Origin of the sequence: Streptomyces sp. NBC_00829 (assembly GCF_045161795.1) — a bacterium.
In the GTDB taxonomy this organism is placed as follows: domain Bacteria; phylum Actinomycetota; class Actinomycetes; order Streptomycetales; family Streptomycetaceae; genus Streptomyces.
The window spans coordinates 3,000,085-3,015,969 of record NZ_CP108867.1; the positions used below are offsets into that span (position 1 = coordinate 3,000,085).

The following is a 15,885-nucleotide window of genomic DNA, read 5'->3' on the forward strand; positions in this document are numbered from 1 at the left end:
GGGGCTATGGTCACGTCACGGCGTGTCGCGTCGGATGAAGGCTGACTCTGCGGCGGCGAGGGTGAGGTGCCATGGGTACGCGTCCGGTCGGCCTTGCCCCGGCTCGTTCGGAACGAACCCTCGCTCCCCATAGAGCACGTGAACGCCCATGGCCCGGAGGGTCGCAATGCTCTCGTCGAACTGGGTGTGCTGCACGTACGCAGCGTTGACGCAGGGCATCGTGATCACGGGGATGCCCTTACCGGTTCCCTCAGCCACGAATCCGACCACGAACTTTTCTGTGATCCCCAGAGCCCATTGATTGATCGTGTTGAACGTCGCGGGGGCCAGGACGGCAACATCCGCCGGGGGCCACACGTCGGGATCCTGGGGCAGCTTGTACCGGCTGCGCACCGGGTGCCCGGTCAGCTCCTGAAGGGCGGGCAGCTGATCGTCCAGCCAGCGGGCGGCGGTGGGCGTCAGCCCCAGACAGACGTCCCACCCTGCCGTCCGTGCCTTCTCAATAACACCGGCGACGTTGAGCACCGGAGGGGCCGCGCTGCCCAGCAGGTACAGGACTCGGTTCGCAGTCATGTCCGCAGTTCATCTTGGATATTCGGGCTTGCGCAACCGCAGTTGGCTGAGGCCTTGGGGACGGTTCGCCGTTCCCTGCAGTGGTGGACGGGTAGCGTTTCCGTGAGCGCGCCACGAAATGGAGCCCCGTCATGACTCTCACCGACGGTGAGCACACAGGCACCCGGATCGCGTACCACCGCAAGCGGGCCGGGCTGACCCAGCGCGGGCTGGCTCAGAAGATCCCGTACTCGTACAGCCTGCTCACTCAGGTCGAGAGCGGCCACAAGCCCGCCAGCCCGGACCTGGTCGCCACGGTCGCCAAGGTGCTGTGCGTCGACGTCACGTCGCTGACCGGTCAGCCGTACGTGACCGAACTTCAGCAGGATCGCCTGGCAGAACTGGTTCGGCCCATCAGGGAAGCACTGGATCTCTACGACCTGGGGGAAGATCCTTCGGTCACGCCCCGCCCCACGCCTCAGCTCGTGGCGGCGGCCGAGAACCTGTGCCGCCTGGTGCGGGCGACGAAACTCCATGACGCTGCGCTCGAACTTCCCGAGGTCATCGCGGAGATCACCACTGCCGCCTACCGTGCGCCGTCGTCAGAAATCTGGGCGGCCCTGTCCAGCACGTATCGCACTGCTCACGACGTGACCGTGAAACTCGGCTATTACGACCTGTCCACCGTGGCGCTCGACCGAATGGACTGGGCCGCATCACGTGCCTCTGATCCCTTGCTGGCGGCGGTCCGGCAGTACATGCGGGCCCTGGTGTACTTCCGGGAAGGCGAGTACACCATCGGCCAGCGCCTCATCGTGGCCGGCCAGAACACCTTGGGTCAGGCTCAGTCATCTCGGGAGCGCTTCGCCGTGGCGGGTCAGCTCCACCTCGGAGCTTCGATCATCGCCGCTCGCGCTCATGACCACAGTGAGCTCACAGCACATCTGGCGGAAGCACGCGCGTACGCGTCCCGGGTGGGCGAAGCTTCGGATGTGCTGTGGCTGTCGTTCGGTCCGACCAACGTGAGGGTTCACGCGGTGTCGGCCCATATCGAGATGGGCGAATTCGGCGAAGCGCTGCGTCAGGCCGAAGAGGTGCGCATCCCGAATGACTGGGCGGTGTCCCGGGCTTCCCACTTCCACGTGGACCGCGCTCGCGTCCAGATGGAGGCCGGCCGCACCGAGGCTGCGCTGAAGTCGCTCATCACGGCGCGGCGGTTGGCTCCGCAGCAGACCCGGTATCACGCGGGAGCTCGGGAGACCATCCGTGGTCTGGTGCATATGGCTCGGCGCACTCCCGACACTCTTGATCACTTGGCCGCCTGGGTAGGGCTGTAGGACTCTCACACCTGGCCCCCGACTTTCACTGAACTGTGAAAGTCGGGGGCCTTGTGCGTCGCCAGCATGGTTGAACAGCCGGTTTACCGATCACCGGAACCGAGGTGGGCGACATGCAGGCGAAAGAGCCGCCAGTGGTGCGGCGTTGGACTCGCCATCCTGCAAGCGTTGGAAGAGCGCGCGCCGAGTTACAGAAGGCGCTGGCCAATTGGTGCCTCAACGCGGTCGAGGACGCGGCACTGGTGGTGCTGTCCGAGCTGGTCACCAATGCGGTTCAGCATGCACGTGTTTCGCCCGGGCGCGAGATCGAGACCCGGTACCTGCGTGAGGCAGGCGGTGTCCGCATTGAGGTTCACGACGCCTCGGACGAACGCCCCACGGCCCGCGTGCCCGGGGAGTCCGGCGGCTGGGGCCTGGGCCTCGTCGACGAGCTGTCCGACCGGTGGGGCGTCGACGACCGGGATGGGGTCGGCAAATCGGTCTGGGCCGTGCTGACTGTTCCAGCCGGGGATGATGCGCGATGGCTCGGGTGATGGCGCTACGGGTGCGGCGTGGGGACTGGGTGAGCGCGGACGGACAGTGGCGGGAGGTAAAGGCGGTGCGCTCCGACCGGTACACCTCGGGCGGCCCGCAGGTGGTCCTGGTTTCAAGGCGGGTCCCGCACTGCGGGTGAATGCGGCATGCGCTGACGGTGGATCGCCGTGGCCGGGCTGAGCGAATCAAACCAAGAGGAAGGCGAACGTGATGGCGGCAAGGACGGTACTGCGTTTCGTGGACTGGGTGCTGCATCCCGATGCTTCTGGAAGCGGGCCGGTCTACGAGGCCGAGTGCACGACGTGTCAGGAGTCCTCAGAAGCCGCTGACGGCAAAGAGCAGCCAGAGGTGTGGTGCCTGCGGCATGCGGGCCTTTCCGGGCACACGGGCTTCCGGGCCGTAATGACCACGTTCTTCCGAGCGACGCGGGCTGAGAGCGGCGGTGCCGACTTATGAAACAGCAATTATTCGCGTTCGGGAGTCGTCTTCTGGATCGCCGTGTACGTGCGGTTGGCGGTGATCAGCGTACCTGCTCGGCAGGACCTCCAACTTCCGCTTCTCATAAGCCGGTTGCGGGCCGGACCGCCCCTCACGCCTGGACAGCATGCGGGGCGCTCCGGTTCGGGACGCAGACGCAACCCCGGTACCGATGGGTGGACTTGAGACAGATGCACGACCCAGAGGGCGCGGGTTTCGAGGACGAGGCGTTCGACCCTGACGCCGTGGTGTGGGTGCGTGGGGTGGACTACGTGGCGGGCTGGCGGGACGCGACGGAAGCGGGTGTGACCGCTCGCGGTCCACAACACGCTGTGCACATACTGCGCCGGTCCGTGACGCTGGAGCACGAAACAATCTGTCGCCTGAGCAGGGTGGTCATGTCCAGCATGGTGGCCATGACCACGGCGGAAGCCAGCGCGCGTAGGCTCTCCCCTCCCCCCGCCCGCGCGACGCATCGGGCCAAAGGATCACGTGGGGGCCTGGCCTCGGCTGCCTGAGAGCCGCTCCGCTGGCCGCCCACACCAGCCGTCGGCCATCACCCCGGCACCGCCGGAGACCGTCGCTGCAGGCCAAAGAGGCCCATCCACTGACACGCCTCACGTACCTCCCCCGCTCTGGCCGAGCGTGTCGAGCCGCTCGCGTACAGGACAGGTCATCTGCGCGACGCAAGGGACAGGGCGCCGCCGCGTTGACCCGGTGGGCCGGGGTTTTCGCCGGGCTCTCCCTTGCTGTCGCAGCAGCGTCGCATCTGTAAGCGTTTCTCCGCTCCGTCCGCGGCGGCAAGGACGCCCAGGATCACCAGGACAACCACGACGAGCAGGAGCAGGAGGGCCACGGAGGCGGGCGTGGGGTAGTTCCACAGGAAGAGGGTCAGGCCCGCGGCGCCGATGACGGCGCCTGTGGTCAGGGGCCGGTTCGTGCGCAGCCACTGTCCGACGGCACCTGTCGTCAACCCCGTCCGGGCGAGCGCGTGCCCGGCGGTCTCGGTGCTTCGGGCCGCGGCTGAGCGCACGGCGGCGGCGCCGCGGCCTTGTCCGTACAGATACCCCCCGATCACGGTGAGCAGGGCCGTGAGGAGCACGGTGAGGATGGCCTGCCGGAGGAACCTCACCAGGGTGTCGTAGACGGCTGCCGCGGCATCCTGCGACTGGGTTACCGGAGTCACGGCATCCAGATAGATCTGGCGCATGACGGCGAGTCCGACGAGAAGCCCGCACATCATGACGCCGATGCCGATGCCGCCGGCCATCAGCGCAATCCGGCGGGAAGGCGCAGCCCAGATGCCCAGCCCGGCGAGCACCACCACCGCCACGGGCAACCACGGGCCGACAACGCCGAGCCAGCGGGCAGCATCACGCGCCTCACTCAGATTTTGGTTCCGAACCAGCACGATCGACTTGTCGGCCCCGGGAATGTCTGCTGCCTCGACAAGCGTCACGCCGAGCAGCTGCTTCTGCAACTCGTCAATCACAGTGCCGACGTTCAGCGTGATGGTGTCGCCCTTGACCTCGAGCGCTCCGCCTCCCTCCCCCGTGAGGACATTCGTCGCGGCGGTGTGCGCGCCGCGGTTGATGCTGTCCCACGCCTTGGCGAAGGCGTCGCTCGTCACCACCTTCTCGACCGCGAAGCGCACGCCGGTCGTCAGTCCGCCCTTGAGCTCTTCATCCAGCGACCTGGCCGCGTCGACAAGGAAGCGGGGTGCGTCACGGTCGGCCAGAGTGTCGGCGAGCGCGTCGCTGATCTTGCGAACGTCGATGTTCTCGACCAGGCCGTCAGTGACACGATTAATCATCACATCCTGGACGGCGGGGTCCCTGGCGAGAGGTGAGACGGTCTGCTCATACCGATCAACATCGGTGACCTCGGAATTTACCCAGGTGGCGACGGTGCTGACAGGTGCGAGCAGAACGGCCAGGGTGAGAAGCAGGGAAGCTCCACAGAGTCGCAGACGACGGTGTCGCGTGCCGCGAGTGTGCCGGAGTCGCTCGTACTCCGCTCGTTCGGCATCGTCCAACGGGCCGCTCGGCCCATGCCGGCCATGGTCCTCCGGGCCGGAGGCGACGGGTGGGTCCACGGCGAACTCCCTCCGCCGCGGTCCTCGGCGCACTACGGCGGTATGCGCCCTGGGGGCGGAAGCTACAGAACCGGCCAGCCCCTGCCTCTCCATCGTCGTTCATCGGCCACCGGCACGCAGCTTGCCCAGGCAGTCAAGGGTGACGGCGCCAACCCCCGCAGAGGGCCGTCCGACCCCGCTCGGTGACGCGATCGCGCAGGTCGGACCGCGAAGAGGATGCAATCCCCTCCTGTGCAGCGGTCACGACGATGTTCCCCATGGGGAGAGTCAGGCCTCCTTCATGCTCCTTCCGTCGCGCTGTCGCGGCGTGAGCGCTCCGAGCGGGACGCATCGCGAGCCCCGGATGGTTCAGGAGACAGCAGAGGACCCAGCGGGCCCAGGTCTATGTTCAAATCGTCCGGTGAGAGGCCGAAGTGCTCCCGCAGCTCCTCCACGCGCTTCTCCAGTGCCATCAACGTCAGCCCGAGCTGTTCGATCTGCTCCTCGCTCAGGCCTCCGCCTTCGATACGGCGCAATGCCTGCCGTTCCATCAACTGGCGCAGCAGTTCAACGATGGTCAGCACCAGACCGGCCAGACCTCGCTCCACCGACTCGGGGTCCATCTCTACGCGTTCGGGGAATCGACGCGCCGCGTCCCTTGGTGTGCCGCCGGCGCGGTCTTCGCCGCGTTGACGGTTCATCGCGGCCGCTCCTCAGCACGTGCGTCTGCCTTCGTGGCACGGGAGTCCTCCATGCCGGGACGGATCGAGGCGATCAGTGCGCGCAGCGAGATCCTGACGAGGTCGATGTCCGCGATACTCAGGGTGATCTCCCCGGCGATGACCACACCTCCGGCCAGCACCCGGTCAAGCAGGTCGACGAGCGCTATCTGCTGTCCCTCGAAGGCGTACGGCACTTGGGACTGCTGCCGTGCGGGAGACTGCCGGTGGTCGGCCACGGCGCTCACACCCGCTCCGGTCCCACGTTGTCACCGGCGAAGGAGTACGCGGGCCACGGGCCGACGAGCTCGATCCGCACATCGGGAAAGCGGGCTCGGATGTCCTCGACCGAGGTGACGAACTCCTCGGTAAGGGCGTTCGGCACGAGATACGAGGTGTTGAGGATCATCGAGCCCTCGTACCGAGCCAGGCGGGGGTCCTGAGGGGGATGGCGGGCCGACTCCACCGCGAGTTCCTGGAGCGCGACATGGATCTGCTCCGCCCGGTCCTGAGCTTCCCGCTGCGCCGTCTCCTGCCCCTGTCGCTGCGCTCGACGACGCAGGAGGTAGGCCGTGCCGGGGCTGCCGTCGTCCACGGGGCTCGCATCGGGGGGTTCTTGGCGCTCGGGCGTCCGTGGGTCGACGTACGCCTTGATGCCCCACTCCGTCCGCCCGGCCACCCGGTTCAGCGCCGAGGCGAAGTCCGCCCGGCGCTCCTCCAGGAGAGAGCGCACACGATCGTCATCGTGGTAGATCGTCGCGAAACGGAGAGGGACGATGTCCCCCTCGCGGGCCACCGTGGAAATCACCTTGTGGTGGGCCCGGGCAGCTGTTTCGAGCCAGTCGACGTCCTGGAGGCGTTCGCGCAGTTCCTCTTCACCGAAGTCCCTGACAGGCACTGAACCGACGATGGCGAGCAGGCCCGACTCCTCGACCACATGTACAGGCTCACCGGCCACACCCATCAACGCGGGCGGTCCTCCGACTCCGGTGACCGGGTGGGCCTCGAATGCGATGGCATAGAGCCAGGTGACCCAGGACTCGCTCATCGCCGCCTCTCCTCGTCCTCCGACCGGTCGGCCTCCTCATCGGCCTCATTGGCCTCATCGGCCCCACTGCTCCGGTCTGCTGCCTCCAGTTCACCGATACGGCGGCGCAGGCGGCGGTTCTCCTCGACGACGTCACGTTGACCGGAGGAAAGGGTGGGATCGTGTTCCCACCAGTCGATGCCCATTTCGCGCGCACGGTCGACGGACGCCACCAGAAGACGGATCCTTATGGTGAGCAGCTCGATGTCCAGCAGATCGATCCGGATGTCACCGGCGATGACGATGCCCTTGTCGAGCACGCGCTCCAGTATGTCGGCCAGGTTCGCCGGTTCGGGCCGGGAGGGCACAAGCGAGGGGTCTCCTCGTCGGCTTGCGCGACTCCAGCCCTGCGCCTGGCTCATGCGTCGCTCTTCTCTGCCCTGCCCCGGTAATGGCGCTTTGCGCGGCGGAAGGAGATCAGCTCTCCCGCGTCGTCCACCTCGACGAGGTAGACGGCGAGGATGTCGGTGGAGTCGGGTATCCGATGCGTTTCCACGACCTCGATGCCCACCATCCAGCCCTGCTCCGTCTCCTCCAGAGAGGTCACGGCCTCAAGGTCCTTGCCGGCGAGATCGGAGACATGGTGTGCCGCCCGTGCGGCGGCCCGGCGGCCACTGAGGCGGTGCGAGGACGACGACTTCGTTGTCTTGCGCCTCGTGCCGTCGTGCGAGCCGCTCTCAGACGCGGACGCGTCTGTCGCCGACTCCCGTTTCGGCCGGGCCGGCCTCTTCCGCTCCGACACAGCGCGTTCTGACTCGGGCACTGTTCACACCTCCATGCCGCCGTCGGGGAACCGGGAGTCCATGAGGCGGCGCACCAGCACTGCTTCCTGTTCGGCCGCTTCCTCATCTGTGATCTCCCCGGCGTCCCGTGCGATCTCCACTTCCTCCAGGCGCTGCCGGATGACCTCCGGGTCACTGAAATCGCGCTCTGCCACGTCCTCGACTCGCTCTGCGATCCACACCACTCCGCGGACCGGCGCGAGCGGCCAGGTGAAGAGTCCGCTGAGGAGTCCCACGGCTACCGGCCCTCCTCGATCTCGCTGGCCGCCTCGTCCACGAAGTCGTAGGGCGCGAGCGGCCCGAGCAGACGCAACCGAATCCGGCCGTGCCAGTGGACGGCGAGTTCTTCGGCTGCCTGCTCGAACGTGGCCCACTTGTCTTGCGGGACGAGGAAGGAGGCACTCACCACCCCCTCCGCGACGGACGGTTCGGCATGGACCGTGGCGACGGCGAAGGGAGCGAGACGGCGTTGTATCTCGGCCGTATCCGTTTGGCGTTTGCAGGAGATGGCGTCGGTGATGGCTCTGCCGAGCTCGATACGCAGGTAGTAGCTCGCATCCTCGTCCTTGGTCGCCACGTTCTCCCGCAGTCGGGCTACAGCCGGACTTTCACCAAGCACCTCGCGCAACACGGCGTCCTGGACGTACCGGGCTCGCAAGGTGAACTGCGCCTGGCCGTGCAGCCGTTTCAGGATCTCGGCGAAGTCGTCGCGGCCTTCTTCCAACAACTCCTCGACCACCGTCCGTACATCCGGCAGTACGGTGCCGAAGCGGAAAGGGACAACCGCAGTGGTCGAGGCGGCCAGCGTGTCCAGCACCCGTGCGTGGGCGTGCAGATCCTCCGGGGAGCCCAGCGGGCGATCGGTGGGGACTGTACTGATGACGGCCGCAATTCCCCGGTGCCGTACGAATGTGGCCTGTGCTTCCGGGTCGCCGAGCCCGGGCAGGTCCAGTGCGGGGACCCGGTCTGTGGGCTCGGGGACAATGCCGTAGACATAGCAGGCGCCCTCCACCGGCGGAGCCGTCCCCACCTCGTCGGCAGTCACCGCTCCCGCTCCTTGCGCCCTTCGGACCTGGGCCTGGACCGCCTGGCACGGGGCCGCTCCTCGGACTGCTTCTCGTCCTCGTCCTCCTCGTCTTCCTCCTCGCCACCGAAGGCCTCACCCACCTTCTCTTTGACACCCTCAAGGGCACCGCGGGTCTTTTTCTTCGCGCCGCCTTCCCGGAGGTCGTCCATGAGCTCCGGCAGCCCGCGTTCGGTTCCGGTGCGGGCGAGGTCGAGACGATTCACGGCTTCCGCGAAGCGGAGGTAGGTGTCGACACTCGCGATGACGATGCGTGCGTCGATCGTCAGAAGTTCGATACCGACGAGTGAGACACGAACGTAGATATCGATGACCAGACCCTTGTCCAGGATGAGGTCGACCACCTCGGCGAGACCGCCGGAGGAAGGCCGGTCCAAATAACGGCTGCCCGGGCTGGCTACGGTCATCACACTTCACCTCGGCTTTGCCCTGCTGGACCGCCGACGAGCGGACGGTGCGGGCTTTTCCTCGAGATCTTCTTCGGGCTCTTCCTCTTCCTCCTCTTCATCCTCCGGACGAGAACCCTGGTCCTCGGCTTCGTAGTCCTCGGCTTCGTCCTCGCCCTCGCCCTCGCCCTCGTCTTCGTACTCATCCTCGTACTGGGCGTCCTCCGGTTCCGCGGCCTCGACCTCTTCGCGTTCGCGCTCCTCCTCCTCGCGTACTTCCTCGTCGGTGCGGACGACTTCGCCGTCACGGACCTCGCCACGCCAGCCCCTGACCTCGTCCGGGTTGAGAATGGCCTCGGTCATGGCATGCCGCCGGAAGTGCTTGAGTTCCAGCCGGACGCGGCGCCCCTGCGCCCGGAAGAGGTTGCCGGTCCCCTCGAAAAAGCCTTGCGGGTGGTACATCAGCACCAGCAGGATCCTGGTGAGGTTCGGCGCGACCTCGTGGAAGGTCACGACACCGTCCACATGGCCCCTCTCGGCCTTGGACCGCCAGACGATCTTCTCGTCCGGCACCTGCTCGATGACGGTCGAATGCCACTCGCGGTGCGAGAAGAAGATCTGGGCCTTCCATTCGAGTTCCGTTTCGGACTCCTGCTCAACGCGCTCGACCTTCTTCATGAAGCTCGGGTAGTCCGCGAACTGGGTCCACTGGTTGTACGCGACCGACACGGGGACTCCCACGTCGATTTCTTCGACGATATTGACGACCTTGATCTTCTTGTCCCCGTCCTTGTCGCCACCGCCTCCACCAGGCAGCGCCTCTTTCGCCTTGTCCTTCACCTTTGACAATCCGGCGCCGGCAACTGCCTTGAGGGGTACGTGTTCCACCAGCTGCCGGCCTCCCGCGGCCACCGCTTCCTTCAAACCGCCGCCGTCCCCGCCGGGATGGGCCAGGCGCTTGACACCCCCGCTCGCCCTTTCCGTGACCGCCGACAAAGCCCGTTCACCGAGCGCGGCAATGAAGTTCTCGAGCTCCTGAATCAAGCGGTCCGTCGGTAGACCTTCCAGCAGGGACTGGTGGCCACTCCCGCGCTTCTCGTCCGATCGCTCAGCCATTGCTCATCACCCCCGGCTCCGTTGCGAGGAACGACTGGAGGTCTTCCGCGGCGCATGACTTGAGGTCTTCTTTGCCGGAGCCCGTTTCCTGGGCGCCCGCTCCCCTTCCGCCTCCGCTTCCTCGTCCGTGTCCCTGTCGTCGGTGTCTTCCTCGTCTTCGGTGTCTTCCTCGTCTTCCGTCTCCTCGCGGTCCTCGGGTTCCTCAGGTTCCTCTGTCTCCTCCGCGTCGGGTTCCGCGCGAAGCGACTCAGCACGGGATTGCAGCCGGTCACTGAGCGAGTCCATCCGGTTGCTCGCCGTCGCCGCAATGGCCTTCCGGCCCGCCGACATCAATTGGCCCCGCACGTCTTGCGTCAACCGCGCCAATTCCGGGGACTTGGCCGCTCCTGCCGCAAGGCGGCCGGCGCCCAGCCCCTTGCCGGCCGCCGTAACACCGGCAAGAGCGAGCGCCCAGCGCATCTTGTGTGTGCGTCCGAGGGCGTAGCCAGCGGTCAAGGCGAGGGCCACCTGGCCATTTTTCATGATCCAAAACCGCCTCGAATGGTGGAGTCCGTCTCGCCACCTGCATGTGTCGCTTTCGCGCGGTCGGGGTGGAGTATCCGAGAACCCCACTCCCCCATGAGCGGGCGCCGAGACAATCGTTATGTACAAGTATGAGGCATATGTTCGTAGTGCAAACCTGGGGCGGGAGTCGGCAAACGCAAACTCGCGCGGTACCGAGCCTCCAGGCCACTGCGGTCGGCTCGCTACCGCGAGTGGAGCCCGGACGACGGCCGTGCGCCTCCTGGACCAACACATGGCCGCGTGCTGCTGGGCTACTCGGTGGGGCGCCCAGCTCCCACCGAGGCCGCCGCGACCAGGGCATCGATCATGGACACGACGATGCCCCCGGTACCTCGGCACCGGGGTTGCAACTGCGCCCCCCGGACCCCCCGAATGCTTCCAGGCCAAGGGGGCGGTCCGGCCTGCGTCAGGCCGGTGAAGGCCGGACGCTAAACGGCCTCAAGAGCAGCGATCGCTGATCACCGCCAACGGCACGTAGACCGCGATCCGGGAGACGACGATTCCCCAGCCGCATAATCGCTGCCTCATGCGTCCGCACCGCCACTTCGCGTATTGACCAGAGCAGCGCGGAAGAAGGCAGTGGTGATGCCGCGAAATCCGGTGTGCCCGAGAGCGCCCGCGTGCCGCAAGCACCAGAGCTCGGGCTCGTCCTTGCGTTCCGCAGCGTCGGAGGACTCGCCGCATGTCGTGCACTCGGCCTCGTAGACCGGTCCGCTGCCTTGCTTGTCCGTGCTCAACATCCAGTCGGCGAACCGCATCACGGTGCGAGGTCTCGCGGACGGGCTTTCCGTCCCGTCGGCGTCAACAGGCTTCTGAGTACCGTCCATCAGCTGTCTCCGTCCCGAGGCGGCACCGACATCAGCGCCCATACGGACTTTCCGACTCCACCGCGCTCGCTCACGCCCCACTGATCCGCGAGCACTCCGACCAGGGCAAGTCCTCGGCCGCACTCCGAATCACTGGAAGCGGCACGCTTGTGAGGCCGCACGTCGGAGGCGTCATGAACTTCGATGCGGAGATCTCCGCCGGCCAGTTGAAAGCGGGTCTCGATCTCACGTCCCGGCGAAACGTGCGCATGCCGGACGGCGTTCGTGAGCAGTTCGGAGAGCACGACCAGGGCCGTGTCCTCAATCGTTGCCAGGCCCCAGGCTGCGAGCGACTTACGCAGCTCGACACGGGCCAGGCCGACGCACCGCGGATTGCGGGCCCATCGGCACACCGTCTCCGGGCGGTTCAGCGGATCCTGTCGCTCCTGCATGCCTCAGAGGATGAACGGCTCAACGCCCGCTCGATTCCCAGTGATGGGGGTACCCATGATGGGTAAACTCCGCGACGAGAATCACTGATATTCCTTGTGCCCAGGCAGATTCGAGGAAGCGTTGTCAGGAGACCTCTCACTCACGGCGTTACCGGCCCACATCCTTGACCGGGCCGACGTTCAGGCTGCGCTGAGGCTGCACGACTTCGGACAGGTCTTCAGGCTCACCCGGCAGTGGGGCGGGATCAGCTTCCTGAGAATCGCCGACGCGTGCGACATCAAGCCGGAGCGGGTGGGGAAGCTGGCGCGCGGCGAAGGCGCGATCACCACCTACGAGAAGATCGCGTACATCGCTGATGCTCTGGGCATCCCCGGCCACATGATCGGGATGGCTCCGCGTCCATGGGAGCAGGCATCAACGCCCAGGTCGCCAAGCCGCCCGGAACTGATCTCTCGCCTCTCGACTGTCGCAATTGCGGATGTTCCCGAGTCCGATGATCTGGGAACCGTCGACCTCGAAGGAGACGAAGTGCAGCGCAGGAGGTTCCTAGCAGCTTCCATAGGCATCGCCACCGCTGCGGCCGTGATCCCGGGAGGCTCGGCCGCCGGCCGACGCATCGGGCATCGCCAAGTGGAGCACCTTCAGCGGCGTACAGCTCGTCTCCGTACCCTCGATGACGTACTCGGTGGAGCCGATACCCGGCACATCTATCGTGCCGAACTCGGCAGCACGCTCAGCCTGCTGCGCAACGCCTCATACACCGAGACCACAGGCCGACAGCTCCTCAGCCTGGTGGCCGAGCAGGCACAGCAGGCAGGCTGGGCAGCGTTCGACGCAGGACGGCAGGCCGAGGCGTCCGCCCTCTACGAGAAGGCGTTTCAGGCAGCGACCGAGGCAGGAGATGCAGCGCTCGCCGGCAACTCCCTCGCCTTCCTCGCCTACCAGCAGGTCAGCACCGGAACCTCTGGAGTGGCGACCGCCGCCGCATCCTGCGAGACAGCCAGCGACGACGCGCCCGCGACCGTCCGGGCCCTCCTCTTCGAGCGTCGCGCTTGGGCGCATGCCAAAGCAGGCCAGGCAAAGGAGACGGAGCAGGCACTCGGCCAGGCCGAAGAGGCATTGGCGGGGAGCGGCAGCGACCGTCCTGGGCCCGACTGGTCGTCATGGGTGGACACCCGCGAACTCCAGATCATGAAGGGCCGCTGCTGGACCGAACTGCACCGACCCCTACGAGCCGTCCCCGCTCTCGAAGCTGCCTTGGCCGATTTCGCCGATGCCCACGCCCGCGACAAGTCGCTGTATCTCACCTGGCTGGCACACGCCTACCTGGATGCCGGGGAGACCGAGCAGTCAGCAACAGTGATCACCGAGGCGATGGATCTCTCCGCCGGAATCGGTTCTGTCCGGCCGCAGCAGCGCGCGAATGAGTTCCTGCTCAGGCTTCAGCCGCACCGAACGATCGCGCCCGTTGCCGAGCTCCTGGACCGCGCAGCCCTGTAATCACTCAGCGACGCTGCGGGCGATCCAATCCAGGCCGGCCGCAGAGCCCGCCACGATGGGCACCGCATTGATCTCGGGGTTCTTCCACGCGTGGTGCTCCAGCAGATGCGCCTCAAGTTCGGGGTATCGAGCCGCCGTTGTCTTGAAGATCACCTGCCATTCCTCGCCCTCACCGAATTCGCCCAGGTGCCAGAACACCGAGGTGACAGGGCCGACCACCTGCGCCCCCGCGGCCAGACGCGCCTCTGTCGCACCCCTGGCCAGTGCTACCGCCGCCTCACGGCTCTCCGTCGCTGTGTACACCTGCACGCACTCAGTCATGGGCCAGAGCCTAGGCCGGACCACGGTCTGCCAACCAGGCGCCACGAAGGCAGGTCAGGAGACCGTCCTCGCTGTGGAGATCACCCGCGACGGCTTCGAGTGGGCGCTGCGCAACGCGTGTCTGTCGAGCTACGTCCGCGGGGTACACCCCGACCGCGCCACCTGGCAACGTCAGCTGAAGCGCGCGCCCACTCGCATCCAGTGGGACCCCGAGCGGGACCTGCACCTGCAACCCCTGCCGTACCGCTCCCTTCAACTCGGCCTCTCCGGCGAGGCCGCACGTCGCTACGCCGACGAATGGACGGTCACCATCCGCGACGTGACCCCACTCGCCCACGAGATCCACACGCTCGTCCGCAGTGGCAACCTCGACTTGGCAGCCCGCCTGCTGCCCCAGGAGCGTCCCTACCCTGCGCAACCGATCTGCTGACCCACCTGCGTCCCTGATCGAGCAGTTCCACACACACAACAGGCCGTGCCATTGGGTCACATGACAGCACAGGCTCGCCAGGACGGGCGTCTCGTGACCGAAAGGCTCCCGCCTTCCCCGAAAGATCTGGACCTTACGGTCTGTAACCCTGGCCATGGGCCGGGACGCGCTGGTGGGATCGGACCAATCGCTTCTGTGAACGCCGAGGTCGCAGGCATCCGCACTCCTTCGGCGTTCGGAGCGGACGATCCGTGAAGGAGTACGAGTGAATCCAGCAAAGGCCCGCCGTAGGGCCCGTCCCCTCCTCGCCACCGCGGTGGCCTTGGGCTCGGCCGCGTTCTTGGCCGCGTCCGCCACCGCGTCCCCCGGCGTGGCGGCCAAAAAACAGCCGCGACCGTCCGTGGCGCTCGACTGGTACGACACAACGGCCGCGACCGTCGCGGCCGGTGGCGCCCAGACCCAGAGCACCAACAACCGTACTTGGGCGATCAGTTGGCTTGCGGCGGCGCGGGCCACCCGAACGGTGCCGTCCAGCGTCGCCCGACGCGACTTCCAGGACGCCGCCCTGGCCTCCGCCGTGCACAACGCGCTGGTCAGCCTCGTCCCTTCCCGGACCAAGGAGTTGGACGCCGCACTCGCCACGACACTGGGCGGCATTCCCGACGGTCCGGCCGAGACCCGCGGTGTGGCGGCCGGTGCCCGCGAGGCGCGGCTGGTGCTCGCGTCCCGGAAGGACGACGGCCTGGACCCGGCCTCGGTGAACAAGCCGTTCACCGTGCCGCCCGCGACTGCGGGAGTGTGGCAGCCGACCCCGCCCGCCCTCGCAGCCGCCCAGCAGAACGGCAATCGCTTTGCCAAGCCCTTCCTGCTGGAGAGGGCGGGCCAGTTCCGGGTGCCCGCGCCGCCTGCCCTGGGCTCCGCGCGCTACCGCACCGACCTGGCCGAGGTCCGTGCCTACGGTGCCGAGAACAGCACCCGACGCACCCCGCGACAGACCGAGACCGCCAACTTCTGGTTCGGCGGCTCGCTGCCGATGTTCACCAAGCCGCTGCGGGTGGCCATGTCCAAGTCGTCTTCCACGGCAGAGAAGGCCAAGCTGGTGGCGCTGTTCCACGTCGCCTTGGTGGACACGCAGATCGCCACGTCCGAGAGCAAGTACACCTACCTGCGCTGGCGCCCGGTCACGGCCATCCGAACCGGGACGATCGACCCCGACCCCCAGTGGACGTCGCTTCACGCCGCGCCGTCCCACCCCGAATACCCCAGCGGCCACAACACCTACGCCGGTGCGGCGGAGACGATCCTCTCGGTGCTCACCGGGCCGCGTACGGCGCCGTTCACGATGACCAGCCCCACCGCCCCGGGGGTGACCCGCACCTACACCTCCTGGCACCAACTGTCCGAGGAGAACCTGGACGCGCGCGTGTTCTCGGGCATCCACACCCGCTCGGCCGACGAGGTCGGCCTGGTCCTCGGCAAGCAGGTCGCGGCCCACTCCCTGCGCAACGCGGAACGGCTGTTCTGCCGGCTGTGAGCACCGCCGGCACCTGACGACGGCCCCGGGACGGCCCGCACCGGCAGGCTGTCCCGGACACCGCTCGCGGCCGGGGGTCAACTCGCGGGCAAGGCCGACTCCGGGCGCCAATGCGCGACCCCGAAGCGG

At 67.2% G+C, this 15,885-nt stretch carries 18 protein-coding genes and 2 pseudogenes; 5 read left to right on the forward strand and 15 right to left on the reverse strand.

Going from position 1 to position 15,885, the window contains the following annotated elements:
* Positions 1–15: 15 nt before the first annotated feature.
* Positions 16–573 carry a flavoprotein gene (locus OG293_RS12625; protein WP_405998898.1) on the reverse strand — a complete coding sequence of 186 codons (558 nt, stop codon included), beginning with the start codon at positions 571–573 and terminating at the stop codon, positions 16–18.
* A 131-nt stretch (positions 574–704) separates the two neighbouring features.
* On the opposite strand from OG293_RS12625, the gene OG293_RS12630 reads away from it, so the two are divergent.
* Positions 705–1,889 carry a helix-turn-helix domain-containing protein gene (locus tag OG293_RS12630; protein ID WP_405998899.1) on the forward strand — a complete coding sequence of 395 codons (1,185 nt, stop codon included), beginning with the start codon at positions 705–707 and terminating at the stop codon, positions 1,887–1,889.
* 113 nt (positions 1,890–2,002) lie between these two features.
* Complete coding sequence (locus OG293_RS12635) at positions 2,003–2,422, forward strand: ATP-binding protein (RefSeq protein ID WP_405998900.1); 420 nt, start codon at positions 2,003–2,005, stop codon at positions 2,420–2,422.
* A 1,151-nt stretch (positions 2,423–3,573) separates the two neighbouring features.
* Here the strand turns inward: OG293_RS12635 and OG293_RS12640 are convergent.
* The 13 genes and pseudogenes from OG293_RS12640 to OG293_RS12700 all read right to left on the reverse strand — a co-directional run bounded on the left by OG293_RS12640 (position 3,574) and on the right by OG293_RS12700 (position 11,970).
* The gene (locus tag OG293_RS12640; protein WP_405998901.1) at positions 3,574–4,995 is read right to left on the reverse strand and encodes a hypothetical protein; all 1,422 of its coding nucleotides are present in this window, start codon (positions 4,993–4,995) and stop codon (positions 3,574–3,576) included.
* 356 nt (positions 4,996–5,351) lie between these two features.
* Positions 5,352–5,597, reverse strand: a pseudogene (locus tag OG293_RS12645) (gas vesicle protein K); the annotation flags it as partial.
* Positions 5,598–5,671: 74 nt separating this feature from the next.
* On the reverse strand, positions 5,672–5,941 hold the full coding sequence (locus tag OG293_RS12650) for a gas vesicle protein (RefSeq protein ID WP_405998902.1): 270 nt from the start codon (positions 5,939–5,941) through the stop codon (positions 5,672–5,674).
* Positions 5,938–6,741, reverse strand: coding sequence for a GvpL/GvpF family gas vesicle protein (locus tag OG293_RS12655; RefSeq protein ID WP_405998903.1), 804 nt, complete (start codon positions 6,739–6,741; stop codon positions 5,938–5,940). The genes OG293_RS12650 and OG293_RS12655 overlap by 4 nt, the downstream gene beginning before the upstream one ends.
* The gene (locus OG293_RS12660; RefSeq protein ID WP_405998904.1) at positions 6,738–7,142 is read right to left on the reverse strand and encodes a gas vesicle protein; all 405 of its coding nucleotides are present in this window, start codon (positions 7,140–7,142) and stop codon (positions 6,738–6,740) included. The genes OG293_RS12655 and OG293_RS12660 overlap by 4 nt, the downstream gene beginning before the upstream one ends.
* A complete protein-coding gene (gene gvpO, locus OG293_RS12665) occupies positions 7,139–7,543 on the reverse strand; it encodes a gas vesicle protein GvpO (protein WP_405998905.1) in 405 nt (134 codons plus the stop codon). Before gvpO ends, OG293_RS12660 begins: the two co-directional genes overlap by 4 nt.
* 3 nt (positions 7,544–7,546) lie before the next feature.
* On the reverse strand, positions 7,547–7,798 hold the full coding sequence (locus OG293_RS12670) for a gas vesicle protein GvpG (protein WP_405998906.1): 252 nt from the start codon (positions 7,796–7,798) through the stop codon (positions 7,547–7,549).
* A gap of 2 nt (positions 7,799–7,800) precedes the next feature.
* Positions 7,801–8,607, reverse strand: a complete 807-nt coding sequence (locus tag OG293_RS12675) for a GvpL/GvpF family gas vesicle protein (protein WP_405998907.1) — start codon at positions 8,605–8,607, stop codon at positions 7,801–7,803.
* Positions 8,604–9,053 carry a gas vesicle protein GvpJ gene (gvpJ, locus tag OG293_RS12680; protein WP_405998908.1) on the reverse strand — a complete coding sequence of 150 codons (450 nt, stop codon included), beginning with the start codon at positions 9,051–9,053 and terminating at the stop codon, positions 8,604–8,606. Before gvpJ ends, OG293_RS12675 begins: the two co-directional genes overlap by 4 nt.
* A gap of 6 nt (positions 9,054–9,059) precedes the next feature.
* A complete protein-coding gene (locus OG293_RS12685) occupies positions 9,060–10,148 on the reverse strand; it encodes an SRPBCC family protein (RefSeq protein WP_405998909.1) in 1,089 nt (362 codons plus the stop codon).
* 6 nt (positions 10,149–10,154) lie between these two features.
* A complete protein-coding gene (locus tag OG293_RS12690; protein WP_405998910.1) occupies positions 10,155–10,607 on the reverse strand; it encodes a hypothetical protein in 453 nt (150 codons plus the stop codon).
* A gap of 629 nt (positions 10,608–11,236) precedes the next feature.
* On the reverse strand, positions 11,237–11,539 hold the full coding sequence (locus OG293_RS12695) for a hypothetical protein (protein ID WP_405998911.1): 303 nt from the start codon (positions 11,537–11,539) through the stop codon (positions 11,237–11,239).
* Positions 11,539–11,970: an ATP-binding protein gene (locus OG293_RS12700; RefSeq protein WP_405998912.1), complete on the reverse strand. Its 432-nt coding sequence runs from the start codon at positions 11,968–11,970 to the stop codon at positions 11,539–11,541. Before OG293_RS12700 ends, OG293_RS12695 begins: the two co-directional genes overlap by 1 nt.
* Before the next feature lie 121 nt (positions 11,971–12,091).
* Here OG293_RS12700 and OG293_RS12705 point away from each other — a divergent pair, with 121 nt between their 5' ends.
* The gene (locus OG293_RS12705) at positions 12,092–13,471 is read left to right on the forward strand and encodes an XRE family transcriptional regulator (RefSeq protein WP_405998913.1); all 1,380 of its coding nucleotides are present in this window, start codon (positions 12,092–12,094) and stop codon (positions 13,469–13,471) included.
* Here OG293_RS12705 and cutA read toward each other — a convergent pair whose 3' ends face one another.
* A complete protein-coding gene (cutA, locus tag OG293_RS12710) occupies positions 13,472–13,792 on the reverse strand; it encodes a divalent-cation tolerance protein CutA (RefSeq protein ID WP_405998914.1) in 321 nt (106 codons plus the stop codon).
* A 40-nt stretch (positions 13,793–13,832) separates the two neighbouring features.
* Between cutA and OG293_RS12715 the strand changes: the two are divergent.
* A pseudogene (locus OG293_RS12715) lies at positions 13,833–14,239 on the forward strand (DUF4291 family protein); the annotation flags it as partial.
* Positions 14,240–14,487: 248 nt separating this feature from the next.
* Positions 14,488–15,756 carry a vanadium-dependent haloperoxidase gene (locus OG293_RS12720; RefSeq protein ID WP_405998915.1) on the forward strand — a complete coding sequence of 423 codons (1,269 nt, stop codon included), beginning with the start codon at positions 14,488–14,490 and terminating at the stop codon, positions 15,754–15,756.
* Positions 15,757–15,885: the final 129 nt, after the last annotated feature.